Origin of the sequence: Chitinophaga sp. Hz27 (genome assembly GCF_042263525.1) — a bacterium.
In the GTDB taxonomy this organism is placed as follows: Bacteria; Bacteroidota; Bacteroidia; order Chitinophagales; family Chitinophagaceae; genus Chitinophaga.
Genome location: NZ_JBHKFJ010000005.1, coordinates 93870 through 119369, shown reverse-complemented (window position 1 = coordinate 119369; position 25500 = coordinate 93870). Strand labels below are relative to the sequence as shown.

At 44.6% G+C, this 25500-nt stretch carries 19 protein-coding genes and 1 other RNA gene; 10 read left to right on the top strand and 10 right to left on the bottom strand.

Annotation, left to right across the window (positions count from 1 at the left end; genetic code table 11):
- Position 1 precedes the first annotated feature (1 nt).
- Positions 2-1360 (bottom strand): pyridoxal-phosphate dependent enzyme, encoded by a 1359-nt coding sequence (locus ACE38W_RS12575; RefSeq protein WP_375831314.1) that lies wholly within the window; start codon positions 1358-1360, stop codon positions 2-4.
- 127 nt (positions 1361-1487) lie between these two features.
- On the opposite strand from ACE38W_RS12575, the gene bioD reads away from it, so the two are divergent.
- From bioD to ACE38W_RS12525, 10 genes are all read left to right on the top strand, one after another.
- Entirely contained in the window at positions 1488-2126 is a 639-nt protein-coding gene (gene bioD, locus ACE38W_RS12570; protein ID WP_375831312.1) for a dethiobiotin synthase, read from the top strand.
- The gene (locus tag ACE38W_RS12565; RefSeq protein WP_375831310.1) at positions 2126-2707 is read left to right on the top strand and encodes a 5-formyltetrahydrofolate cyclo-ligase; all 582 of its coding nucleotides are present in this window, start codon (positions 2126-2128) and stop codon (positions 2705-2707) included. Before bioD ends, ACE38W_RS12565 begins: the two co-directional genes overlap by 1 nt.
- A 4-nt stretch (positions 2708-2711) precedes the next feature.
- Positions 2712-3782: a tetraacyldisaccharide 4'-kinase gene (lpxK, locus tag ACE38W_RS12560; protein WP_375831309.1), complete on the top strand. Its 1071-nt coding sequence runs from the start codon at positions 2712-2714 to the stop codon at positions 3780-3782.
- A gap of 16 nt (positions 3783-3798) precedes the next feature.
- Positions 3799-6780, top strand: a complete 2982-nt coding sequence (rnr, locus tag ACE38W_RS12555) for a ribonuclease R (RefSeq protein ID WP_375831307.1) — start codon at positions 3799-3801, stop codon at positions 6778-6780.
- Between the two features lie 19 nt (positions 6781-6799).
- Positions 6800-7771 carry a polyprenyl synthetase family protein gene (locus ACE38W_RS12550; RefSeq protein WP_375831305.1) on the top strand — a complete coding sequence of 324 codons (972 nt, stop codon included), beginning with the start codon at positions 6800-6802 and terminating at the stop codon, positions 7769-7771.
- A 151-nt stretch (positions 7772-7922) separates the two neighbouring features.
- Positions 7923-9551: an amino acid permease gene (locus tag ACE38W_RS12545; RefSeq protein ID WP_375831303.1), complete on the top strand. Its 1629-nt coding sequence runs from the start codon at positions 7923-7925 to the stop codon at positions 9549-9551.
- A gap of 46 nt (positions 9552-9597) precedes the next feature.
- Positions 9598-10074 (top strand): DoxX family protein, encoded by a 477-nt coding sequence (locus tag ACE38W_RS12540; RefSeq protein WP_375831301.1) that lies wholly within the window; start codon positions 9598-9600, stop codon positions 10072-10074.
- Between the two features lie 151 nt (positions 10075-10225).
- Positions 10226-11293, top strand: coding sequence for a Smr/MutS family protein (locus tag ACE38W_RS12535; protein ID WP_375831300.1), 1068 nt, complete (start codon positions 10226-10228; stop codon positions 11291-11293).
- Between the two features lie 97 nt (positions 11294-11390).
- Positions 11391-11762: RNase P RNA component class A (gene rnpB / locus ACE38W_RS12530), an RNA gene on the top strand.
- Positions 11763-11827: 65 nt separating this feature from the next.
- Complete coding sequence (locus tag ACE38W_RS12525) at positions 11828-12247, top strand: DUF4870 domain-containing protein (RefSeq protein WP_375831298.1); 420 nt, start codon at positions 11828-11830, stop codon at positions 12245-12247.
- 80 nt (positions 12248-12327) lie between these two features.
- Here ACE38W_RS12525 and ACE38W_RS12520 read toward each other — a convergent pair whose 3' ends face one another.
- The 9 genes from ACE38W_RS12520 to ACE38W_RS12480 all read right to left on the bottom strand — a co-directional run bounded on the left by ACE38W_RS12520 (position 12328) and on the right by ACE38W_RS12480 (position 25486).
- The gene (locus tag ACE38W_RS12520) at positions 12328-14028 is read right to left on the bottom strand and encodes a S8 family peptidase (protein WP_375831297.1); all 1701 of its coding nucleotides are present in this window, start codon (positions 14026-14028) and stop codon (positions 12328-12330) included.
- A 569-nt stretch (positions 14029-14597) separates the two neighbouring features.
- On the bottom strand, positions 14598-16124 hold the full coding sequence (locus tag ACE38W_RS12515) for an aldehyde dehydrogenase family protein (protein ID WP_375831296.1): 1527 nt from the start codon (positions 16122-16124) through the stop codon (positions 14598-14600).
- 51 nt (positions 16125-16175) lie between these two features.
- On the bottom strand, positions 16176-17066 hold the full coding sequence (locus tag ACE38W_RS12510) for a DUF1338 domain-containing protein (RefSeq protein WP_375831295.1): 891 nt from the start codon (positions 17064-17066) through the stop codon (positions 16176-16178).
- Between the two features lie 10 nt (positions 17067-17076).
- Positions 17077-18153, bottom strand: a complete 1077-nt coding sequence (locus ACE38W_RS12505) for a saccharopine dehydrogenase C-terminal domain-containing protein (RefSeq protein ID WP_375831294.1) — start codon at positions 18151-18153, stop codon at positions 17077-17079.
- A gap of 507 nt (positions 18154-18660) precedes the next feature.
- The gene (panB, locus tag ACE38W_RS12500; protein ID WP_375831293.1) at positions 18661-19476 is read right to left on the bottom strand and encodes a 3-methyl-2-oxobutanoate hydroxymethyltransferase; all 816 of its coding nucleotides are present in this window, start codon (positions 19474-19476) and stop codon (positions 18661-18663) included.
- Positions 19477-19536: 60 nt separating this feature from the next.
- A complete protein-coding gene (locus tag ACE38W_RS12495) occupies positions 19537-20433 on the bottom strand; it encodes an exopolyphosphatase (protein WP_375831291.1) in 897 nt (298 codons plus the stop codon).
- A 104-nt stretch (positions 20434-20537) separates the two neighbouring features.
- Positions 20538-22685, bottom strand: a complete 2148-nt coding sequence (gene ppk1 / locus ACE38W_RS12490) for a polyphosphate kinase 1 (protein WP_375831290.1) — start codon at positions 22683-22685, stop codon at positions 20538-20540.
- 204 nt (positions 22686-22889) lie between these two features.
- Positions 22890-24356 (bottom strand): hypothetical protein, encoded by a 1467-nt coding sequence (locus ACE38W_RS12485; protein ID WP_375831288.1) that lies wholly within the window; start codon positions 24354-24356, stop codon positions 22890-22892.
- Between the two features lie 95 nt (positions 24357-24451).
- Positions 24452-25486, bottom strand: coding sequence for a lysylphosphatidylglycerol synthase transmembrane domain-containing protein (locus ACE38W_RS12480; protein ID WP_375831287.1), 1035 nt, complete (start codon positions 25484-25486; stop codon positions 24452-24454).
- Positions 25487-25500 lie beyond the last annotated feature (14 nt).

Here is a 25500-nt window from a genome sequence, read left to right as displayed (position 1 = left end):
TTTATCTGCCCAAAGCCTGTATGATATCGTATTTGGTAACGATATGATGATCGCCGCTTTCATCTTTGGTGAGCACGGCTCCATTTTCTTTATTGATGTACATCGAGAGTTTTTCTATCGGTGTATTTTCATTTACAATCGGAAATGGCGCCTGCATAACTTGCTTTACCAGCGCATCTTTCAGGTTACCGTCATCTATTAATCTGTTGAACAAACCACCTTCTGAAACAGAACCTATCATCTCGTTATGTTGCATTACCGGCAGATGTTCTATATCAAATTTTTTCATTTTAGCGATTACATCACTAATTTTATCTTCCGGGGAGATGCTTACCAGCGGCTGATTTCGACGTGAGTTAACTACGTCTTTTACTGTTTTCACATCCAGGAATCCTCGTTCCATCATCCATTGATCATTGTATACTTTGCCCACATATCTGCTACCATGATCATGGAAAATAACTACTACCAGATCATCTGGCTTGAGATGTTCCTTTAGTTGGATAAGCCCTGCCATGGCCGATCCTGCGCTATATCCCACAAAGATGCCTTCTTCTTTGGTGATACGGCGGGCCATCACGGCTCCATCTTTATCGGTAACTTTTTCGAATCGGTCGATCACGTCCATGTCGTAGTTTTGCGGCACGAAATCTTCCCCGATACCTTCAGTGATATAAGGATATACCTCGCTCATATCTATCTCTCCGGTTTCAAAATATTTCTTCAGCAGTGAGCCATAGCTGTCTATCGCCCATACTTGTATGTTTGGATTCTTTTCTTTGAGATACTTACCTGTGCCGGTAACTGTACCACCAGTACCAGTGGCTACAACCAAGTGGGTAATCTTACCAGCTGTCTGTTCCCAGATTTCGGGGCCCGTTTGTTCGTAATGCGCTTCTCTGTTTGCCAGGTTATCATATTGGTTTACGTAAAACGAGTTAGGGATTTCCTGGGCAAGTCGTTTGGATACAGAGTAGTAGGAGCGGGGATCTTCCGGCTCCACGTTAGTAGGGCAAACAATTACTTCTGCGCCTACGGCCTTGAGTATGTCTACCTTTTCTTTTGATTGCTTATCAGTGGTTGTAAAGATGCATTTATAACCTTTGATAACGGCTGCCAGTGCGAGGCCCATACCTGTATTACCGCTGGTTCCTTCAATGATGGTACCGCCGGGTTTGAGCAGTCCCTGTTGTTCGGCCACTTCCACCATTTTTACCGCCATACGGTCTTTGATGGAGTTGCCTGGGTTAAAGAACTCTACTTTGGCCATAACTGTACATGGCAAGGTGGCAGATACACGATGCAGCTTGACTAACGGGGTATGTCCGATCGTTTCGAGGATGTTTTCACAATATTTCATATGTCAATGAGGTTGTACCATCGTAAGTTAGGATTTTTTTTCTCTCAAAAGACCCCAAGGCCCACAAAGCAGGTAAAGAAAGCCCCATAGGCATAACTGCATGCAAAACAGCATTATCTTTGCCGGGATGAACAACAGGATTTTTATTACAGGCACCGGAACCGGCGTTGGCAAAACGGTAACTTCCGCCTGTGTAACCGAAGCACTGAAAGCTGACTACTGGAAGCCGGTACAAACAGGACTGGCAGAAGGTACAGATACCAACACCATCCGCTCTCTGCTCTCTAATAATATATCTCAATGCCACCAGGAGGTTTATGCGCTGAAAGAACCCGCATCGCCTCATCTGGCGGCCCGATTGGAAGGTGTCACCATACAGCCACAGGATATTTTGGCAAAGCTGGCGTCCTTCGATGTTAACAGGCCACTGGTGATTGAAGGCGCCGGAGGACTCATGGTACCTATCAACGAGGATATCTTTACCATCGACCTGATTAAAAGTATGGAGGCACGTGTCATAATTGCTGCCCGCAACTATCTTGGCAGTATTAACCATGCCATGCTTACCGCGAAAATGCTGCAATATGCAGGCATTCCCGTTGCTGGATGGATTTTTGGCGGCGACTGGCACTCCAATGAGGAGGATATCATCCGGTGGTCCGGAATACCCCGCATAGGCAGGATCAAAGAAGCTGAAACTGTCGGAAAGGCATTTATTTACGAACAGGCACAGTTGTTGACGCCTGCACTCAACCAACTAATCTGATGACAACGAAAAAGGATATACGAAAACAATTCCTGGAACAAAGACTCAACCTGGACGAGAACACCGCAGCCACATTAAACGCCGGATTGTTGTCGAACGTTCTGCAGCTCAACTTCTCAGGAATCCATTATATCCACGTTTTTTTGCCTATACTGGAAAAGAAGGAGGCCGACACCTGGCCCATTATTCATCAACTAAAGGCTAAATACCCGGAAATCCAGTGGATGCTGTCCAGGTCTGATATGAAAAATGGACAGATGACCCATTATCTCTGGACAGAAAATACTAACCTGGTAAAAAATAAATACGGTATCGCTGAACCAGATAGTAAGGACGAAGTTTCGCCCGAACTGGCAGACCTGGTGTTTGTCCCGCTGCTGGCATTCGATGAGGCCGGCCACAGAGTAGGCTATGGCAAAGGTATGTACGATGCATTCCTGAAAACCTGCCGCCCGGACGTAGTAACGGTAGGACTTTCGCTTTTCGGGCCCATCGCAGTCATACCAGAAACAGATCCCTGGGATATCCCGCTACAAACCGTGGTAACACCGGATCACATTTATCATCTGCAAAAAAAATAATAACGTGCTCAAATACTTATCCGTCTTACTCTATCCTTTTTCCCTGCTCTACGGACTCGTTATGTGGATACGGAACCGGTTCTACGATAAAGGCATCCTGACCGCTGTGGAATTTGATCTGCCCACAATTGCCTGTGGTAACCTGTCTGTAGGGGGTACTGGCAAAACACCGCATGTCGAATACCTGATACGCCTCCTGAAAACCCAGTTTCAGGTAGCCACCCTTAGCCGTGGTTATAACCGCCGTACCAGCGGATATATCCTTGCCGACCAACATAGCACTGCTGCTGATATCGGCGACGAGCCTATGCAGTTTCATGATAAGTACCCGGATATTCACGTTGCTGTAGGGGAGGAAAGAATGCTAGCCATTCCACAGCTCCTGATGGATGAACCAGGAACACAGGTAGTGCTGCTGGATGACGCTTTCCAGCACCGCTCCATTAAACCCGGGCTCAATATTATGATCACAGAGTACAACAGGAGATTTACTAAAGATCATGTGGTGCCTTTCGGGAGATTAAGAGAAGGACGTGCCGGATACGCCCGTGCAAATTGTATTATTGTTTCCAAGTGTCCGCCTGAAATGACCTTGGCAGAAAAGACCGCTATTGAAAAAGAAATTAACCCTTTGCCACATCAGCAGGTCTTTTTTACTACCTTGCAGTACGGGACCATGTATGACCTGATCACCCACGAGCCTGTAAATACGGCCGCTACCACCACAGTTTTGCTGGCATGTGGTATAGCCAGGCCGGAACCATTGCTGCAAAAACTAAGGAATTCCTTCAAAGAAGTGTTCCTGCTCCCTTTCCCGGACCATTACTACTATTCCGGAAGAGATATAGAGAAAATTAAAAAAGAACTGGGTGATTTACCAGGTGAAAACAAAATAGTAGTAACCACCGAAAAAGATGCTGTCAGATTACATCTTCTTAAAAAAGAACTGGCAGAACAAAACCTGCAGATGGCTGTTATGCCTGTTGAAATTGCATTTCTATTCGGTGGAGCTGAAACATTTAATCATTATATTTTTGATTACGTAGGCAGGTATTACCCTGCAACCAATCAATGAAGAACTACCCTGAAACATGAGTAAAAAGAAGAAAGATAAAAGAAACAGTAGCCAGAAGAAAACATTCAAAGGCGTGGTAGAAGTAACCCGCTCTGGAATGGCTTTCGTTATCGTACAAGGGCTTTCCCGCGATATCATGGTGAAACAGAAAAACCTGAATTCTGCCCTCGATAGTGATGAAGTACTGGTGGATATCATTAAACCAGCCCGCAATGAAGGACGACAAGAAGGCGTCATAACGGAGATCCTTAAACGAAATAAAACAGAATTTACCGGTACCCTCCAGGTAAGTAAAAACTTCGGCTTCCTCATACCTGAGAAAGGTATGTTCATGCCGGACATATACATCCCCGCCAATTCACTAGGCGACGCCAAATCCGGCGATAAAGCGGTGGTGAAGATCGTGGCCTGGGGCGAAAAATCACGTAAACCAGTAGGCGAGATCATAGAAATCCTTGATGCCAGCAATACCAATGACCTGGCCATGAAGGAAATCCTCATCGAAGCCGGCTTCCCACTCAACTTCCCTAAAGAAGTGATGGAAGAACTGGCATCGATCCAGGAAGATATAACGGAAGAGGAAATACGAAAACGTAAAGACTGCCGAGATATTCTCACCTTTACCATCGATCCGGTAGATGCAAAAGACTTTGACGATGCCATCTCCATTCGTCCGCTGAAAAACGGAATGTATGAAGTAGGTGTACATATCGCAGATGTCAGCCATTATGTAAAACCTGGTACCGCCCTGGACAAAGAAGCGGAGAGACGCGCTACCTCTGTATACTTGCCAGATCGCGTACTGCCGATGCTGCCGGAGAAAATCTCCAATGAACTTTGCTCCCTGCGCCCGCATGAAGAAAAATGTACTTTCTCGGCCATCTTCCAAATGAACGAAAAAGGTGAAGTAAAGCAACACTGGATAGGCCGTACCGTTATCTACTCCGATCATAGGTTTACCTATGAAGATGTACAGGAAATCATCGAATCCGGCGAAGGACAGTATAAAAACGAGATACTGCTGCTCAATAAAATGGCCCAGACCCTTCGTGCAGAACGCTTCGCAAAAGGAGCTATTAATTTTTCTTCCCAGGAAGTAAGATTTAAACTGGATGAAACAGGCAAGCCAATTGGCATTGTAATTAAGGAAAGCAAACAGGCCCACCAGCTGATTGAAGAGCTGATGCTCCTTGCCAACCGCACAGTAGCCACCTATGTTTCTAAAATTAAAGTCAACAAACAACCCGTTCCATTCCCTTACAGGGTGCATGATACACCAGATCCTGAAAAACTAAAAGTATTTGCCGGCTTTGCCTACAAATTTGGTTACCGCTTTGATCTGGGTACCCCGGATAGTATTGCCCGTTCCTTCAATAAAATGCTGGAAATGGTGCAGGGCAAGCCAGAACAGCATGTACTGGAAACGCTGGGTATCCGTACCATGGCGAAAGCTGCTTATACAGTAGATAACATTGGCCACTATGGATTAGGCTTTGAAGACTACTGCCACTTTACATCGCCCATACGTCGTTACCCCGATGTGTTGGTGCATAGAGTGGTGGCGGAATGCCTGGCGAATGATGTTCATCCTGATAAGCAGATGGAAAAGGAATGCCGTCATTGCTCCGAAATGGAACGTAAAGCCATGGAAGCAGAACGTGCGGCCAACAAATACAAGCAGGTGGAATATATGCAACAATACATTGGAGGCACCTTTAAAGGTGTTATCAGTGGTGTTGCGCACTTTGGCTTCTGGGTAGAAACCGTGGATACCAAATGTGAAGGCTTGGTAAGCATTCACAATCTCAACAAAAAAGAAGATTTCGTTTTCAACGAAGCTGAATATGCACTGGTTGGAACTGCCAGCGGACGCAGATTTAGAATAGGAGAGGAAGTGGAGATCAGGGTGGTATCTGCCAACCTGGCCAAACGTCAGTTGGATTATGAATTGGAAGAAGAGCTGCAGACCAATATCCCTGGTCGCAGACAACAACCTTCCAGACGTGAACAACAACAGCAGCAACAGCAACGCTTCCAACAGCCAAACCAACAACATCCTAAGAAGAAAAAGAAAAAAGATAAGAAACAGTATATCCCGCAAGCCGCGTCTAAAGAGCAAAATGAGATACAGGCCGCGGATGTGCCACCAATCGATCTGCCAGTAATTTCTGAAAGTATAATTACACCGCCGGAAGTGCCGGCAGCACTGCAGCCTGTTCTTCATACGGAAGAACTACAACAGGCGCCAGTGCTGGAGAAAGCGCCGGAACAGGCGCCACAGGAAGTTTTCATGCCGGAACCTACTGCAGATATGCCAGTTCCGAGCAAGAAAACAAAAGCTAAGAAAGCCACTAAAGTGCCTGCATCCACTACGCCAGCAGCAACGCCTAAAGAAGGCGTCAAAGCTAAGCCCGTAACGGTGGCAGCACCAGTTGCTAAAAAAGAAAGAACAGCGAAGGTGGCAGCTAAGGCGTCGACAACAGGCGCAAAGAAAACAGCAACGACTAAAGTAGAAAAAGTACCTGCTAAAAAAGCCGCTGTTGCTAAAGTAGCCACGCCTAAAAAGGCCGCGAAAACAGTTCAGAAGCCCGTTGCCGTAAAAAAAGCTTCCAAAGCTGAAAAACCGGTAGTGAAGAAAAATACACCTACAAAGGCTACTGCAAAAGCAGTTAAAAAAGTAACAGCTCCTTCAAAAGTAGCAGTGAAGAAAACTGTTGCTAAGAAAGCGGCAGCACCAGTAGCAAAGCCTAAGAAAGCAGCTGCTACAGTGAAACCGGCAACACCTAAAAAAGCGGCCGCTAAAAAAGCAACTGTTAAAAAAGCAGCTGCAACGAAAGTTACCGCTAAAAAGGCGACGCCGAAAAAAGCAGTCGTTACTAAACCTGCACCGAAAAAAGCAGCGGCTAAAAAGGCCGCCGCCAAAAAAGCAGTGCCGAAAAAAGTAGCTAAACCGGTAAAGAAGGCAGACACAAAAAAAACAGGTAAGAAGAAAAAATAATTTCAACTGAATAACAGCAATGCAATCGTTTCAAGAGTTAATAGCGCAGTTTACCAAGTACTTTGATCAACTACAGTTTCCAGCAGAACCCAGCCGTTTGTATAAAGCAGCCGGCCATATACTGGAAATGGGAGGTAAGAGAATCCGTCCTGTTTTGTGCCTGATGGGCAACGAACTATTTGATAGCCTGCACCCGGACGCATTCCAGGCTGGTAGCGCCATTGAGCTCTTCCATAACTTTACGCTTATCCATGATGATATCATGGACAAGGCACCTCTACGTAGAGGAAAACCTACTGTGCATACCGTTTACGGCGACACCGCAGCCATTCTTTCTGGTGATGTCATGCTGATTAATGTTTACGAAAGACTGAATAAAGTCAACGCAAACTATCAGAAAAAACTTACCACCGTTTTTAATAAAGCTGCTATTGAAGTGTGTGAAGGTCAGCAACTGGACATGGACTTCGAACATCTCGATCCGGAAGCAGTCGATTACCAATCCTACGTAAATATGATTGGCCTGAAAACCTCCGTACTGCTGGCTGCCAGCTTGCAGATGGGCGCTATTATTGGCGGCGCCAGCGAAGGTAATCAGGAGCACCTCTATGCATTCGGTAAAAATATCGGTATTGCCTTCCAGATCCAGGACGACTTCCTGGATGCCTTTGGGGATCCTGAAAAATTTGGTAAACAACAGGGAGGAGATATTCTTGCAAATAAAAAGACTTTCCTGCTGCTGAAAGCTTTTGAGCGTAGCAATGATGCGCAGAAAGCTGAATTACGCGCATTGCTCGATTCAGAACCTGCAGATAAAGTAGAACGCGTACTGGCTATCTTCCGCGATTGTAAAGTAGATGAGTGGGCAGAGAAAGAGAAGGAGAGATTTACTGCACTGGCTTTTGAAAATCTCGAAAATATTGCTGTACTCAGCAATCGTAAAGAGGCTTTAAAAGACCTGGCTAATTATTTGCTCAACAGACAGCAATAAAATATTGATAATAAATAAAAAAGGCCATCTCTATCAAATAGAGATGGCCTTTTTTGTGACTGTATTTGCTGTTGCGGAATTTTTTATTACTTTTTCCCATATATTCGCGCCTTTAATATTTAATAAAAGCATAACTGTAATATCCTTGCCGATGTCCAATTCGCTGTTTCGTAAAAAATCGCTTACTACCATATTGAAAGATGCTAATGCAGGTTTGGGTGACGGGCATGAAACAGGGGGACTTCACAAAGTACTCGGGGTAAAAGACCTGACCGCAATGGGTATTGCAGCCGTAATTGGTGCCGGAATTTTCTCTACTATCGGAGAAGCTGCCTTTCATGGTGGCCCGGGTGTATCCCTTCTTTTCGTTATCACTGCCGTTACCTGCGGCTTCTCTGCACTCTGCTATGCTGAATTTGCCTCCAGGGTACCAGTATCTGGTAGTGCTTATACCTATTCTTACGTAACTTTTGGTGAACTGGCTGCCTGGGTGATAGGCTGGGCGCTGATTCTTGAATATGCGATTGGTAATATTGCCGTGGCCATATCCTGGAGCGGCTATTTCAATAACCTCCTCAAAGGCTTTGGTATTGGATTCCCCGACTGGCTAACCAATAACTATGATAGCGCCTCACCGGAAGTATTTGCTAATGCACCACACATTGCCGGATTGCCAGTGATTTTGAACCTGCCTGCTTTCATTGTAGTAGTACTCATCACTTACCTGGCTTATGTAGGTATCCGGGAGAGTAAGCGCAGTGCCAATTTCATGGTAGGCCTCAAGATCTTAGTTATCATTTTCGTAATCGTTGTTGGATTCTTTTATGTAAATAAAGCGAATTGGACTCCTTTTATGCCTAATGGTTTCTCTGGAGTGCTGAAGGGCGTATCGGCTGTATTCTTTGCCTACATTGGTTTTGATGCTGTGAGCACCACGGCCGAAGAATGTGCCAATCCACAACGAGATCTGCCCAAAGGGATGATTTACTCGCTGATTATTTGTACCGTATTATATATTCTTATTTCATTTGTACTCACCGGTATGGTGCCCTTCTTTGAGCTGAAAGTAGCCGATCCGCTGGCTTTCGTGTTTGATAAAGTAAACCTCTCCTGGATTAGCTACCTCATTAGCGCCAGCGCAGTTATTGCGACTGCCAGCGTACTACTGGTATTCCAGATCGGACAACCACGTATCTGGATGAGTATGAGCCGTGATGGTCTGTTGCCTAAACAATTCAGCAAGATCCATCCTAAATTTAAAACACCTTCCTTCGCTACAATCGTTACTGGTATTATAGTTGGTGTTCCGGCTTTATTCCTTAACCTGACTATCGTAACAGACCTGACCAGTATCGGTACTTTGTTTGCCTTTATCCTGGTTTGTGGTGGTGTGTTGATGCTGCCACCACAGGAAAAAAGTGCAGAGAAACGTTTCAGGATGCCATATATCAGCAGTCGCTATATCGTGCCTTTGATTATCCTCATATTATTAGGTTTTTTCCATGGTGAAATCGGCAACAGGCTCTCGTTTGATGGCGGCTGGAATGTATGGAAACACAATATTCCCTTCTTCCTCTTTGTAATTGTAACCTGCATCACAGTGGTACTTTCCGTAAGCAAACAGCTGTCGCTGATCCCAGTGCTGGGAATGCTGAGCTGCTTCTACCTGATGACGGAAATCGAGCTGAAAAACTGGATCGTTTTCTCGATCTGGCTGATTATTGGTTTAACAATTTATTTCAGCTACAGTTATACCCACAGTAAGCTCCGGAAACAATAATCTTCGTAACTTCAGTGTAGCTCTTTGAACCATAAAATTCAATTTTATGAGCACACTACAACAAATCGAAAAATGGGGCAATGCACATCACCCCAAATGGCTTGATTTTGTCCGTATCGCATTAGGCTGCTTCCTGATGTACGTAGGTATCATCTTTGTCCAGCACAGGGATGCATTGACCGTCATCATTAAGGACAGCCCGGCGTTGGCAGCAGTGTCATTCGGCATTGCGCACTACATCGTATTTGCGCACACAGTAGGTGGTTTATTCATTGCTATGGGGCTTTTCACCCGCTTGGCCGCACTATTGAACATCCCGGTGTTATTGGGGGCATTGTTATTTGTGCACTCACGCACAGGGCTGTTCCAGGTTTATCCGGTGCTTGGCCTTTCTCTACTCGTTTTAGTCTTGCTGATTGTTTTTCTGGTAGTCGGTAGTGGTCGGCTTTCTGCAGACGACTTTATGCGCCGTCATCCAGAACCTAAACACAGCCGGCACTATTCAGGTGGTGTCAGGGACTAGCCTGTAAATGGCTTAAAATCAGGGTGTTTGTTAACCCTCTATTCCACAGGCAAGCGCCTGCGTTAAATTTTTTTTCCTCTTATCAAGCCTTCTCTCTCAGTCTTTTGCGTCTCTGCGCAAAAAAAATTAGCTTTGTAGCAAGAATGCATTTATGAAATACGAAATAGGAGACAAGGTCCTGCTGTTAAGTTCCAAAGAGGAAGCTACAGTTGTAGACGTTGTGAATGATAACATGGTAATGATAGACGTAAAAGGAACTGCTTTTCCAGTATACCTGGACCAGATAGACTTTCCTTACTTCCATCGTTTTACCAAGGAGAAGCTGGTGAAACCCAAGCCCAAATTAATTCCTGGCGACGAAATAAAAGTAGACCGCCGCAAATATGAAGACCTGAAAACGGATAAAGGCATGTTCCTGTCTGTATTACCCGTTTATCAGCATGATGGTTTTGACGAAACAGTGAAGCTGATGAAGTTTCATCTGTTTAATGATACGCCACATGCCATGCGTTTTTATTTCCAGGTATGGTTGGGCAACAAGATGGACCTGGAGATTAAGAATGAAATTCATCCTTATAATCACTTCTATCTGACAGACCTGATGTTTGAATCGCTGAATGATAACCCGCGGTTCGAATTCACCTTTGTACTGAAAGATCCACAGCCTAACCTGGCTACTACCGTTAAGAAAACATGGAAGATCAAGCCTAAGCAGATGTTTGTGCAGCTGGAAGAATTGCGCACAAAGGCAGAAGCTACATTGACTATTCCTTTGTTCGAAAAATATCCTGATAAAGAACCGGAGCCGGAACCAGCACCTGCGCCAGCAGTGACGGAAACGAGCAAAAACAAGAAGGCGAACATCAAGCCAATTGGTTCTGGAAGTATGGCTAGCTTGCTGAGCAAAATTCAGCTACAGCCTGAGACTACCCTGGAGCCTAAGCATGAAGTAGACCTTCACATTGAAAAATTGGAAAAAAACTGGAAAGGCCTTAGCAACATTGCTATTTTAGCCATACAGTTAAATGCTTTCCAGCGTTATCTGGATCTGGCCATCTCCCATAAATTACATCACATGATTGTGATCCATGGTGTTGGTACAGGTAAGCTGAGAGATGAGATTCACGGTGTGCTCAGACAAACACCAGAAGTTGCAAACTTTGTAAATCAATACCATGGCCGATATGGTTATGGTGCCACTGAGATAAATTTTCGCTAGCTGGTAACAGCCATGGTAAAGGGATTGAAAGGATTAATCTTTTCAATCCCTTTTCTGTTGCAGGTTTCCGAAATCTTTTACGTAACTTCGCACACTAACTACAAACCGTGCTATCGTCTTTTCGACTTGAGCGGAAAGAAGGAAAGTCTGGACAGCGCAGAGCAACGCACCACCTAACGGGTGGGGCTATTTCTTTGAAATAGAACAGCAAGTGCCACAGAAAATTACCGCCACTACTTGTAGGGGTAAGGGTGAAAATGTGGGGTAAGAGCCCACGGCGTAGACAGGTAACTGTATATGCGGGTAAACCTTGCGTGCTGAAATGCCATGTATACGGTCTTTAAGGGTTGCTCGCCCGTTGACCGAGGGTAGGCAGATACAGGCGGTGTGTGAACATCGTCGTAGATAAATGATAGCAGGTCTCTGGCAACGGGGATTACAGAATCCGGCTTACAGGTTTGTAGTTTTTTTTCTTCTCTACTGCTTTGAAATTACAGAATAACCTCATAACTTCTTCCTCAAATTATTTCCCCTATGATGAACGAAAGAGACGAACGGACCTGGGTGACCTTACTGCATTTGTCAGGGTTACTAGGCTACTATTTCTTTGGTTGGGCCGGCAATGTCTTGCTGGTATTTATTCTTTGGCTGATCAAACGCAGTGATTCCACTTTTGTAGACGAACAAGGAAAAGAGGCGCTGAATTTCCAGCTGACGATCAGTATTTTGTCTTTAATACTGGTGATTGTTGCTGGTATTATTACTGGCATATGGGCCTTCGGCAATGCGATTATTTTCGGAGGCGGAATGCATGTATTTCACTTCGGGCTGAGCTTTGGTGGTATTTATTCCATTCTGAAAATCGTCAATTTGGTATTCTCCATTATAGCAGCTATTGCGGCAAATAAAGGAGAGCATTATCGCTATCCGATTGCTATCAGGCTGGTAAAATAATGTAGGCATCTACCTAAAATAAAACCGGGGCTAAACAGGATTTTCCTGATTAGCCCCGGTCTCTTTAAATGGATATCTGTCTAGTTCTTGCGTACAGGCTTCATTTTCGCCTTATGTTGCTTTTTAGGAGCAACCCTGTCGCCTTTGATAGTAGCGGCTAATTTGAGCGCTTCATAAGCATTTACGATACCACCGGTTACGGAGAGATCACTGAAATTTACCTCCGCACCTGAGTCACCAGGTTTGTTGACCATGGTGCTGCCGTCAGGCAATGGAGTAGCGCTTTTTTCCAGTACATATTTCAGCTGTTTTGCGCTGAGATCAGGGTAGTAGGAGAGCACCAATGCTGCTACGCCGGTAACCACTGGAGCTGCCATACTGGTACCACTGGCACTTCTATATTTATTGCCGCCTGGCGCGGTAGACAGGATGTCTACTCCAGGTGCAAAAAGATCAACGTTATGTTTGCCATAGTTAGAGAAGCTGGCTACTTTATCGCGTTGACGACCAGTACCGATTGCGCCTACAGTTACAAAGTTGGTCGCTTTACCACCACTGAGATAGTTCGGGTTAGGGAAATTATCAACGCTGTCAACATCAACACCGTCGTTGCCGGCTGCATGTATCAGCAATACACCTTTCGACTCTGCATATTTTACGGCATCATCAACCCACTCTTTATGTGGTGAGAAAGGTTTGCCAAAGCTCATGTTGATGATTTGAGCGCCATTGTCTACCGCATAGCGGATGGCCAGGGCCACATCTTTATCGCGTTCGTCGCCATCAGGCACGGCTTTAATCGGCATGATGCTAACATTGTCGGCAATACCATCTATACCAACACCATTGTTGCGTACCGCGCCAATGATACCGGAAACGTGTGTGCCATGGAAACTGAAGGTACCCATAACATCATTGTTGCCATATTTGCGATCGTTGATATCATCCCATTTATCGCCAACGATTTTTTCTCTGTTAGCGTTGGGTTGTATGTCTGTTGCTTCTGCTTTACGTTTGGTTTCTGCTACATATTCATCGAATTCGGATTTGAATTCATTAAATGAGGCAGGGATTTCGTCGCCGGCATTTTTCAGGATGCGGGTGATAAAATTGCGGGCCAGCAGTACGTCCTGGCTGGTTGTCTGGATGCTGTCCAGCTGCGTTAATGTGAAATCATTCGTGTGGAGATAATCTTTCAGAATGCTTTCGCATTTGTTCAGGTTTTGCTGGAGCATAGACATGGTTTTGTACGTATGCTTGTTTTGATTGGCAGGTTTTTCGATTCTGTCCTGCAGTTTCAACCACTCAGCGTATTCTTTAGAATTATGGTCCAGTGCGGAGTCTGGGTTATTGTATTTGTGTTTGATGCGATAATATTCGCGAGTAGCTTCATCAGAATCTTCTTTCAGACTGCTGCCGTCTTTAGCACCCAAGAAGTTCCAGCCGCGTACATCATCGATGTAGCCGTTGCCGTCATCATCTTTTCCGTTATTAGGTATTTCTCCTTTGTTGATCCAGATTATAGATTTAAGATCTTCATGGAGTGTATCTATGCCTGAATCGATTACAGCTACGATTACAGGAGTACTTTTTTTGCCTTTCAGCAATTCTTTGTAGGCTTTTTCCACGCCGGTACCGTAAACACTGTCGGTATCGAAGCTCAGCAGCTGCCAATTTTTAGGCACTGAGGGGTTGCTTTGTGCCTGAGTGGTGGAATTGAATGCAGTTAACATTGCTACACATCCTGCCACGACAGCCATCTCCCGACTAAACAATTTCATGTTCAACATTTTCCCGATATATGAGTAAAAATAAACTAGATAGGTTAAAGATATGGAAAAAGCGGTATAACATTAAATTTTAGTGATAAGCGCGTTCTCACCTAGTTGATTGGTTATAATTGGTTAGGAACTAAGCGGCTACAGGCATGTACTAAAAAATATTTACATTGATTCTGTCGCTTTTACACCTTGAAAAACATGGATTGTATGTCAGAAATTACCTTTGTAGCACAAACGTTGAATATGAATATTCAAAAATTAGTTTCATATTTATGGTCTGAAGAGTATAGGATAGCATCTCTTGCTATCAGATATTTTTCTCATAAGCATGGTTTCCGTTTAACGAAAAGCGGGGTTTTCCAGCCTCGCTAGTATTTTTTGAAATCCATGCTTCGTCGATGTATGTAGAGATGCCTTCAAACGGTAACCATCTAAGGTATCGGAGGGGCGTAAAGAATTTTGTCAACCGCTTTTAAAGATCTGATCGGGCAGTAACCTCCTGAAGTGAAATTAAAAGCTCCGACGCAAGGCGTCGGAGCTGGAAAAACCGGAATAAATTCCACCCTATTTTACAAATCAAATTTGATTCCCTGGGCCAAAGGCAGGCTGGAGGAATAATTGATAGTATTGGTTTGTCTGCGCATATATCCTTTCCATGCATCAGAGCCACTTTCACGGCCGCCACCTGTTTCTTTTTCACCACCAAAAGCACCACCGATTTCAGCACCGGAAGTACCGATGTTTACGTTGGCAATGCCGCAGTCGGAGCCGGCTGCAGAAAGGAATTGTTCTGCTTCTCTGAGGTTAACCGTCATAATCGCAGAAGAAAGGCCTTGTGGCACATCATTCTGTATAGCGATAGCTTCAGTAAGCGTTTGGTATTTCATCACGTATAGGATCGGTGCAAATGTTTCGTGTTGTACGATTTCATAGAAGTTTTCTACTTCGGCGATACAAGGTTTTACATAGCAACCGGATTCATATCCTTTGCCTTCGAGCACGCCGCCATCAACTAGGAATTTACCGCCTTGTTGTTTGATGGCTTCGATGCTTTTCAGGTAGGCAGCTACCGCATCTTTGTCGATGAGTGGGCCTACGTGGTTGTTTTCGTCTAGTGGATTACCGATCCTTAGCTGTTCATAGGCCAGCACCAGGCGTTGGGTAAATTCATCATATACTTTTTCATGGATGATGAGACGTCGGGTGGAGGTACAGCGTTGTCCGGCAGTACCTACTGCGCCAAATACTGCGCCAATCAGCGACATATCGAGATCAGCATGTTCTGAAATGATGATAGCATTGTTGCCGCCGAGTTCCAGAATTGTACGTCCGAGGCGGCCCGCAACAGTGGCTGCTACGGCCTTACCCATACGGGTAGAACCGGTAGCGGATACCAATGGTATACGGGAGTCTGCAGACATCCATTCGCCGGCATCGCGGGCGCCGGTGATGAGGCAACATACGCCTTCAGGAACATTGTTTGCTGCGAATACGGTGGCGACTATACGTTGACAGGCTAATGCTGTAACAGGTGTTTTTTCTGATGGCTTCCAAATGCAGACATTTCCGCAGATCCATGCCAGCATAGAGTTCCAGCTCCATACAGCTACAGGGAAATTGAATGCGGAAATGATACCGGTAATACCTAATGGATGCCATTGTTCGTACATACGGTGACCAGGTCTTTCGGAATGCATGGTGAGGCCATGTAACTGGCGACTGAGTCCTACGGCAAAATCACAGATATCGATCATCTCCTGTACTTCTCCAAGGCCTTCCTGCAGGCTCTTTCCCATTTCATAGGAAACAAGGCGTCCCAGGTCATGTTTATGTTTACGTAGTGCTTCTCCGATTTGTCTAACGATTTCGCCGCGGCGTGGAGCTGGCCACTGGCGCCATGTTTTGAATGCTTCATGTGCAGTAACTACAACAGCATCAAAATCTTCCTTGCTGGCAGATTTTACGGTAGCGATGACTTTATTATCTACCGGAGAATAAGAAGTAATATCGGGGCCACCGCCGGGAAGCCAGTGCTGTCCTGTACTTACGCCGCTTTGATGTCCGTCGATACCGAATTCTTTCAGAATATTTTCCATGATCATTTTTTGTTGATGAACGATATTACTGAGGCAGTATATAAAAATTATTTAAGCGTTTTTTTTAGTCTGTTCAGTATAGGTGCTTTCGAAGATTTTATCTGCATTACCTGTTTCGAAGCCATCACGGCGATGTTCGCGTTTGATGGCGGTAGGAGGAAGGTCTTTGAATGCAGGTAATATCTTACGTTCAGCGAATTCCACATATGAGCCGGCGATTTCATAATGTTCGTCGTTAGCGAATGTAGCCTCTATCATCCTTGCTATGGTGGCGCTTTGCAGCAGGTTGCCGTCTGGACTTGTTTTTATTTTTCCGCCGGCGTCGTTGAGTACAAAGCCATTTCTTTCCAGGAAGGTATTGAATTCCGCGATGGTATTGTATCCTTGCGGGAGGTTATGTACGCTTACTGTAAAGTGATTCAGGTAATAGCGGTTATAGATAACCCAGGCAGCATATTCGCTTTCAGCGGCGAGTATTTTAAAATCTTCCAGGGTAGGAGTGCGCCATAATCCGCTATGCAGAAATGTATCAACAATTTTACTATCCTCCAGGTTCAGTGCGTCTACAGGATCGCTTTTTACTTCGGAGGTATAGCTAAGAATTATTTCCTGTGCTTTAGGGCTGAGGTCTTTCACACGAAGTTCGCTGATAAAGATCCTTGGGTATTGCGGAGAAGGAGGTGCATACCACCATGCGTCGAGTTTCTTACCAGCGAAGTGAAAGGCATCTTTCTTCTGATAACCATAGTGCAGGAAAATTTTTTCCAGTGACTGTACGCCCAGCTGGGGCACGCCCATGGTACGGAAAGCAATATGATCGTTTTCGATATCTCCTGCCGATTGAATAATTCCTTCTTTGATCATGGCATTTACAACGCCGGCAACATCCGGAACACGTTCCATGTAGCGGCTCATCAGGCCCTGTAAAATCTCACTAAGCATATCTCTTGTATTAATTCTTATTATAGTAGGCAGCAAACCTGTTGGTGATCAAGTCCTGGAACAGCACATCTTCCTGACGAACGAAGCCCTGAGACGGCAGTAATCCTTTACTATGCAGGTCTATCACTGCGCAGGCTGCACCTGCGGTAGTCAACTGTATGGCGGTAAAATCTTTGCCTTCGATGGCTTGGTTGTAGATTTTACGTGAATAGGAACGTTGTACGGAGCGTCCGTTCACGGTGCCGGATACAGATACGAATACCAGAACTACATCCTGTGGGGTGAAAGGTATGCTATCCTCCATAATTTCCTTCAAAACGGCTCTTTTTTTATTCAATTTTAACTCATTGAGTAAAATCTTCATAAGATGGCAATGGCCTGGATATCTGACAGTTTTATAGTCCAGGTTGTAGACTTTACCATCGAGTATTTCGGCTAAAGCGGAGAGGCCGCCGGAGGTATTGAAAGCTTCATATTCAATACCATCGAGGGCAAATTTTTCGTAGCCTTCCATTGGCATTACTTCCTTACGTACGCCTTCATGAATGGCATCACAAGGGTTGCAATATTCGTTGATAAGCCCGTCTGTGCTCCAGGTGAGGTTGTACATGAGGCTGTTGGTAGGAAACTGTGGGAGGGCGCCTACACGGAGTCTTACGCTTTCTAATTCATCGAACTGTTTGGCGATGTCATAGGCCGCGATGCTGATGAATCCTGGGGCTAGGCCGCATTGGGGCATAAAGGAGACGCCTGCCGTTGCTGCGATGTCTCTGATGGCATTGGTGGTGGCCACATCTTCTGTAAGGTCGAAGTAGTGGGTGTTGGTTTTTGCGGCAGCAGTGGCAATTTTTACGTTGAGGAAGTAAGGGCAGGCGCTCAATACAATATCCTGCGCTACCAGGGCTTGTTCCAGGGCAGTTTGGTCATTAACGTCGAGTAACAATGGAGAAACGCCGGGTGATGCGTGTTTTTCAAGCATCAGTGGGTTGCTGTCTGCCATGGTAACCTGGTAGTCGCCGGATGTTTGTAAAAGAAATGCAGCGGTTTCGCCGATCTTGCCGGCGCCGATAATGGTGATCTTTTTCATATCTAAATGGAATTGGATTAATGAAAAAATCAGACTAACGCTAACGACTATACGAAAAAGTAGACATAAGATATCCTAGTGAGATATCTCCCTGCAAAAGCATAAAAATATTATGCGGTCAGCAGGTAGGATTGCTAACTTTTACGAATACGCGCAAAGCATTTACAGTAATGGTTACTGTAAAAAAATAGTGCTGATGGAAATAAATGGGAATATGGGAGATATGTACCCCTAGCCGATCAAGGCACGTGGGAGCAAGTGCTCCGCAGATAGGAGAGTAGAGAAAGCTGTATGTTTAACAGGTAGTTCATATCTATCCAGCGAATATAAGAAATTATTTCTTTTAATAAATTATATCTGGATATTTTTTCTGGAGAGCGGGAAGATAATTCTACTAATTAGTGTAGAATCGAAGAGGGTATATCAAGCGTTAGTGTATCTGAAGACCGCATTGCTGCGATGGGCTGGCGCCCAATATTTAACGGTTGATATACCCTCTGAAAAAGGTTAATATTGTTCGTTGTCGCTAGGGAAGTCTCTGTCTTTCACATCTTTGATGTAAGACTTCGTAGCATTGTAAATTTCACCGTACAGATCGAGGTAACGACGCAGGAAGCGTGGTTTGAAATCTTTATTGATACCGAAGATATCATGCATTACCAGTACTTGTCCATCTACATATTTACCAGCGCCGATACCAATGATAGGAATCTGCAGTTCTTCTGCTACGCGTTTGGCAAGGAGTGCAGGGATCTTTTCCAATACGATGGCAAAACAGCCGGCATCCTGCAATAATTTAGCATCGCTGATCAGTTTGGCGGCTTCCGCTTCTTCTGTGGCTCTTACTGCGTATGTTCCGAATTTGTAGATAGATTGAGGGGTGAGTCCGAGGTGTCCCATCACAGGTACGCCTGCAGAGATAATGCGTTTTACTGACTCGATAATTTCTTCACCGCCTTCTATCTTAACACCGTGTGCACCAGTTTCTTTCATGATGCGGATGGTAGAATTCAGCGCTTCCTTGGAATTGCCCTGATAAGAGCCAAAAGGAAGGTCTACCACTACAAAACAGCGTTTTGCTGCCCTGACAACAGAAGAGGCGTGGTAGATCATCTGGTCCAGTGTAATAGGCAGTGTCGTTTCGTGACCAGCCATTACATTGGAGGCGGAATCTCCTACCAGCAGCATGTCTATACCTGCATCATCCAGGACGCGGGCCATAGAATAATCGTAGCAGGTGAGCATGGAAATACGTTCACCATCTACCTTCATCTTCTGCAATACATGCGTTGTTACACGCTTTATTTCTTTATTCACAGACATAAGCAGTATGTATTTGCTTACGCAAAGGTGGGGATATAAAAAATAAAATGGAAATGTTTTTTACAGCCGGGCAGTTGCTGCGGCGATTTCAGCATGGAGTGCATGAATCAGTCCATCGGCGAGCCCGATTTTAGGAACAAAAATTTCCGGCGTATCTGCCCAGCGCATTACATTGATATAGATCTGTAATGCAGGTACAATCACGTCTGCACGATCTTCTCTCAGGTTATAGATATGAATTCTTTCTTCTACGGAAAAGCTACTGAATTCTTTATAGTAATCTTTGAGGGTATCCAAAGAAAGTGGTTTGCCTTCCTTGCGTTTTGATAAAGAGAAGACTTTGTTGATGTTTCCACCGGAGCCAATAGCAACTACGGGGCCGACCCCACGAAGATTATTTTTCAGGAAATCTTTCATCTGCTGCCAGGAACCGTCGGCCACCTGGTTATGCAGCAATCGGATAGTCCCGATATTAAACGACTCCTTGAAGATCAACTCTTTTTTGCTGAAAAAGGTAAGCTCTGTACTACCACCGCCTACATCAATATAGAGATAGGATTTAGAGCTATCCAGTTGTTCGGCAACGTGGTTTTCATAAATAAAGGAAGCTTCTTCCTGGCCGCTGATGATCTTGATGTCGATACCAGTCTGTTCTTTGACTTCGCTCAAAATAGCCATGCCATTTTGCGCGTCGCGCATGGCAGAGGTGGCGCAGGCTTTCAGGTATTTTACTTCGTAGACATCGAGCAGAAGTTTATAAGCGCGGATAGTATCTATCAGGCAAGTGGCTCTTTTTTCAGAGATCATCTGGGTGGCAAACACATCAAAACCCAAGCGCAATGGTACTCTCACCAAATTCACTTTGGTAAAGTCCATCTTGCCCGCATTATTGGGAGATGCCTCGGAAATAAGCAGTCTGGCAGCATTTGATCCTATGTCTATCGCAGCTAACTTCATCTACACGAATTGATTAAGTCGCAAAAGTACGTAATTCCGAATAATGATCCAGTGACCTGAGGGAAATATCAACATTTCTTAACAGAAACAATACCAGTAATCGCTTACTGGTATTGTTTTTCTTGTAAATATTTTAACGTTTCAACCTGAGAGCGGATTTTTTTATCGCCGTCACGTTTATATTCATTTTTCTGTTCGTTATCCAATATTCTTGCTTTCACGTTGCCGCTAAGCTGGATATTGAGAATATCTTTCAGCTCTTTTTGAATGGAAGGATCTGTGATAGCTACTGCGGCTTCCACGCGATGGTCCAGGTTGCGGATCATCCAATCGCAGGAGGCAATGATCACTTTTTCCTGTCCGCCATGATGGAAAATAAATACCCTGGCATGTTCGAGATATTCATCTACAATACTAACTGCATGGATATTTTTCTTCCACTTTTTATTCTCCGTATAGGCGCAACAGATACCTCTGATAATCATCTTGACATCCACGCCTGCTTTGGCAGCATCGTATAATTTACCAATCAGCATTTCATCAGAAAGAGAGTTCATTTTGATGATTATGCTGGCCTTTTTCTTATTACGTGCGTTTTTAATTTCTCTGTCTATCAAGCGCAGGAAGGTCTCGCGCATATTGAGCGGACTAACAGGCAGCGTTTTACATCCTTCCAGAATTTTGATATCATGTTTGGGATTTTCCAGGTAAGTGAAAATGCGATTGATATCCGCCATGATAGCCCTGTTAGCGGTGAGCAGACAATGATCACCGTAGATGCGCGCTGTTTTTTCATTGAGGTTACCGGTGCTTACAAAGCCACACTGAATGGTTTTGTTACCGATACGTTTTTTGATCACGCAGAGTTTTGCATGGACTTTCATATTAGGTACACCCAACAATACTTTCACGCCTTCTTCTTCCAATCTGGATTTCCAGTCGAGGTTAGCTGCTTCATCGAAGCGGGCGCGCAATTCCAGCACTACTGTTACCTGTTTCCCATTACGTACTGCGTTGACGAGTGCGTTGATGATCTTAGAGTTCCTTGCCAGTCGGTATGCGGTAATTTTAATGGAGGAAACATTCGGATCGATAGCTGCTTCTCGTAAGAGATCAATGATAGTATCAAAGGAGTGATACGGGAAATGCAGCATTACATCTTGTCGCTGTACCACATGCATTACGCTGGAGGCGTTGAGAAACAGGGGATGTATAAACGATTTGCGATGGCTATGCGGCGGGAATATGGACTCCGGGAAGTCCATGAAGTCCTTGAAGTTATGGATACGCGCACCCGGAATGAGGTTATCTTTTCCACTCAGGCCTAGTCGGCGTATCAGGTATTCCAGCAGCAAAGGATCGATATCTTTATCATATACAAACCTTACCGGTTTGCCTTTACGTCTGTCTTTGAGCCCTTTTTCTATCTGGTGAATGATGCTGTCAGCGATATCGTTATCGATGTCCAATTCCGCATCCCTGGTCACTTTAATGATATGGGATGAGAATTTATCAAAGCCGAAATAGGAGAAGATATTTGGCAGGCAGAATCTCACTACATCTTCCAGCAGGATAATATTATGCTCTCCTGGTTTAGAAGGGAGGATGATAAATCTTGGTAAAACTGATGTAGGAATTTCTATCAGTGCGAATTTCTGGCCAATGGAATTATCCTGTTTCGCCAGCACACAACCAAGGTAGATGGACTTATCACGGAGGTTCGGAAACTGTTGAATGCTTTCGATCATCAGCGGGATGATATTGGTACGAACCTGCTCGTTGAAGTATGTGAGAACGAATTTCTGTTGTTCTTTATTGAGTTGTTTTTCTGTGCGCAGGAAGATTCTTTCATCTTCCATTACCTCGTTGATATCTTTCCAGATTCTATCGAATTCGCGTTGTTGTTCGATTACGATGGATTGGATGTTGTCAATAATTTTTCCGGGGTTTTCTTCGAGGTGCATTTTAGCAGATTTCCCGAATGATAACATTCTTTTCAGGGTGGCAACGCGTACGCGGAAGAACTCATCAAGGTTATTGGAAAATATACCGAGGAAGCGTATCCTTTCGTACAATGGCACTGTTTTATCGGCGGCTTCCTGTAGGACTCTAGCGTTGAATGCCAGCCAGCTGACATCTCTGGCTATCATTTTCCGTTTTTGTTCCGGGGCCTTTTTGGTGGCGGGCTTTTTTTGTATTACTTGATTGGGCATTGTTAAAATTTCCAGGTTCTCACTATACGGCAAACGCATACGCTCTATTTTACATTCAAAAATTTCACATTAAAAGAATGTGCGATGATACGGATTTAGGACAATTGCGTGTATTAAATTAAAGTTAATGAAAAACTAGTTAAGACAGCTGGGAAAAGGAAATAAAAAGGGCTAATCAGCAAGTATGAACAGGTTGTCATGTTTTATACTTGCTGATCAGCCCAGGTTATACATCAATTACTGTTAAATGGCTGTTTGGACAGTGTTGGCTGGCGTTTCAGTGGTTGTTACAGCTTTCTTCCTCCATTTCCAATGCCAGTAAAGATAGGTGAGCATAAAGAGGAAGAGCGGGATCACCTGAAACCGGAAGCGCATATTTTCTCCTAATTCCAGGAGATTACCTGCCAGTGCGAGGTATTGGATATTGAATGCACAATAGATCACTGCAATGTCCTGCCATTGCCATTTCTGGGTGCCTTTTAATACATTTTTAAATCTTTTCAGCAGTATCACTACCAGTGCAGTAAAGGAGAAAAGATAGGCCAGGAAAAGGATGGCATTGGTCAGGAATACATAATCTTTATAAATGGGAATGTATCCCAGGTTGAAGAAATTTTCGTAATCAATGATTTTGCTTCTGTTCTTTTTAAAGGCAAAATAATTGGTAGCGGGAGAGAAGTAAAGTGTCGTGGATGTTTTTATGAGCGACAGGTAAGGCTTTGGATTGCTTTTGAGGCAGGCGATGGAAGCTTCCTGGAATTTATCAGATATCCAGATGTATTGGATGTTGTTGAAATTACATTCACTGGAGGCTTTGCACCATTCCTGCAGTGCGGGTACATTTTTATACTTATCGTTGGCAGGCAGCCATGGGCCATATTCTTCCAGGCAGCGGAAAGGGCCGATGTCAGCGAGTCTGCGGATGGTATCATTTGTTACGGAAGATGGGAGTTGCCTGTCGAGTGGCAGCATGATACGGGCGATATTCATGCCCATCCAGGTGGAGGCCGTGAAGTGGCCAAACATTACTTTATTTTTAGCATACCAGCCTGTTACCATTAATACTGGGAAAAGGGCTGCCATAAAGGTTCTTCTGCGTAGCTGAGGTTTGCTGAAGATAATCAGTCCGATGGCAATCAACACTAACCAGGCCAGGTGGAACATGCTGATGGTAAGACAGATAACGGCGAGTAGGGCGAATAACGCGAACCCCCATACGAATTTTTCTGTGCGTAGATATTGGATCAGAAAGAATAGCGACCATGATAGGAATATCATGCCCAGGTAGGTATAGAAGTACCAGGATTCGTATAGCAGAAATGCGGGTGTGATAGAGAAGTAGGCGCTGATGGCGAATGCCAGCCAGCGTTTGTTACTTAGTTTATATAAAGATGCATATAATAATATTGTTTGAGCATAGCCAAAGAGAAACCATAGGATTTCCATGACGCCTTCGTAGTGTTTTGGAAACCATATGATGAGTAGGCTGCAGAGACCATTGAATAGCGGCGGTTGGCTATGTAGGTTCCAAAGGCTTTCCCATGGCCTGTTTACGAGTAAGTCTTTATTAAGTAAATGCCATGTTTCGAGTACAGGTATTGCTGTAAAATCGAAATGGTAGATATAGCGTATGGTAAGTTTGCTGACTATTGCGATGAGTGTCAGCAATAGAATAGTCAGGGAATGTTTCCGGGGCATAAGTTGTGTCATATGAGGCACGGGTACGGGATTAAGTAATAGTTTAAGACAGCAATTATCCGGCGATAATTCCGCAACAAAATACTACAAAAAAATAAAAGACCCGATTATTTATCGTTGGCGGGGAGTATTCCGTTTTTGAGTGCACGGTTCCTGTTGTATACAGGGAGTGCAACGAGACTAAAGAATCCGAGTACAATTACGAGGATGGTTTGTACTACCCAGATGAGGGTACCGAATGCGAAACCGATTTCGTATGGTATTTTATAGAGTTCCAGGATGGAGCCTACGAGGCCGTAGTAGATACCGATACCGCCTGGCATAACGATCATGCCTACACTACCGATAACGAGAACGGCGAGGGCTGCGCTGATGCCTAGTTGGGAGGTTTCGCTCATGCAATAGAACGCGATGTATACCTGTGAGAGATAGCATCCCCATATGAGAATGGATTGCAGAATGAAGGACCATTTATTTTCCATTTTACCTACGGAGAGGATGCCTTCCAGCATGCCTTTAGCGAAGGCTTTGATGGTAATAAATGCTTTGGTGCGGGAGAAGCGACGTATCTGCCAGATGGCCAGCAGCACGATTATTACGAGGACGGCGATGATGATGCCGATTTGCATGATGTTAGCGCCGGCGAGTTTTTCCTGGAATTTGACTACAATAGATTGTTGAACGTAAGCGCCGAGGATATCGAATTGGGTGAATACGGTGATCACGGTGAGGAGTATGAGACAGAGCAGGTCTACAGCTCTTTCTGCGATCATGGTACCAACGAGTTTATCGGCTGGTATTTTTTCGTATTGTGTTAGGATACCGCAACGGGTTACTTCACCTACGCGTGGGAGAGCGAGGTTGACGAGGTAGCCTGTCATTACGGCAAAGAAAGTATTGAGAGTGGTAGGGGTGTGGCCCAATGGTTTCATGAGGAGTTTCCATCGGGTGGCCCTGAACCAATGGCTGGCAACACCGATGATAACAGCGGGTATGGCCAGCCAGTAGTTTGCCTTTTTGAGCGCAGTTTTCATCTGCGTCCATTGTTCAGGCGTAAAGTTGCGTGTAAATAGCCATATCAATAACACCCCTATACCAAAAAAGCAGATAAACTTAATGAGGTTCTTGAGCGATTTCGGCATATGCTAAAGTGTTT

What these genes read in the sequence shown, in the direction of transcription:
- rnr (WP_375831307.1), top strand. Translation starts at nt 3,799, where the DNA reads ATGAGTAAAAAGAAGAAAGATAAAAGAAACAGTAGCCAGAAGAAAACA.
- ACE38W_RS12545 (WP_375831303.1), top strand. Translation starts at nt 7,923, where the DNA reads ATGTCCAATTCGCTGTTTCGTAAAAAATCGCTTACTACCATATTGAAA.
- ACE38W_RS12540 (WP_375831301.1), top strand. Translation starts at nt 9,598, where the DNA reads ATGAGCACACTACAACAAATCGAAAAATGGGGCAATGCACATCACCCC.
- ppk1 (WP_375831290.1), bottom strand. Translation starts at nt 22,685, where the DNA reads ATGCGTTTGCCGTATAGTGAGAACCTGGAAATTTTAACAATGCCCAAT.
- ACE38W_RS12480 (WP_375831287.1), bottom strand. Translation starts at nt 25,486, where the DNA reads ATGCCGAAATCGCTCAAGAACCTCATTAAGTTTATCTGCTTTTTTGGT.
- ACE38W_RS12520 (WP_375831297.1), bottom strand. Translation starts at nt 14,028, where the DNA reads ATGAAATTGTTTAGTCGGGAGATGGCTGTCGTGGCAGGATGTGTAGCA.
- ACE38W_RS12575 (WP_375831314.1), bottom strand. Translation starts at nt 1,360, where the DNA reads ATGAAATATTGTGAAAACATCCTCGAAACGATCGGACATACCCCGTTA.
- ACE38W_RS12485 (WP_375831288.1), bottom strand. Translation starts at nt 24,356, where the DNA reads ATGACACAACTTATGCCCCGGAAACATTCCCTGACTATTCTATTGCTG.
- ACE38W_RS12505 (WP_375831294.1), bottom strand. Translation starts at nt 18,153, where the DNA reads ATGAAAAAGATCACCATTATCGGCGCCGGCAAGATCGGCGAAACCGCT.
- ACE38W_RS12565 (WP_375831310.1), top strand. Translation starts at nt 2,126, where the DNA reads ATGACAACGAAAAAGGATATACGAAAACAATTCCTGGAACAAAGACTC.
- ACE38W_RS12515 (WP_375831296.1), bottom strand. Translation starts at nt 16,124, where the DNA reads ATGGAAAATATTCTGAAAGAATTCGGTATCGACGGACATCAAAGCGGC.
- ACE38W_RS12495 (WP_375831291.1), bottom strand. Translation starts at nt 20,433, where the DNA reads ATGAAGTTAGCTGCGATAGACATAGGATCAAATGCTGCCAGACTGCTT.
- panB (WP_375831293.1), bottom strand. Translation starts at nt 19,476, where the DNA reads ATGTCTGTGAATAAAGAAATAAAGCGTGTAACAACGCATGTATTGCAG.
- ACE38W_RS12550 (WP_375831305.1), top strand. Translation starts at nt 6,800, where the DNA reads ATGCAATCGTTTCAAGAGTTAATAGCGCAGTTTACCAAGTACTTTGAT.
- ACE38W_RS12510 (WP_375831295.1), bottom strand. Translation starts at nt 17,066, where the DNA reads ATGCTTAGTGAGATTTTACAGGGCCTGATGAGCCGCTACATGGAACGT.
- bioD (WP_375831312.1), top strand. Translation starts at nt 1,488, where the DNA reads ATGAACAACAGGATTTTTATTACAGGCACCGGAACCGGCGTTGGCAAA.
- ACE38W_RS12535 (WP_375831300.1), top strand. Translation starts at nt 10,226, where the DNA reads ATGAAATACGAAATAGGAGACAAGGTCCTGCTGTTAAGTTCCAAAGAG.
- ACE38W_RS12525 (WP_375831298.1), top strand. Translation starts at nt 11,828, where the DNA reads ATGATGAACGAAAGAGACGAACGGACCTGGGTGACCTTACTGCATTTG.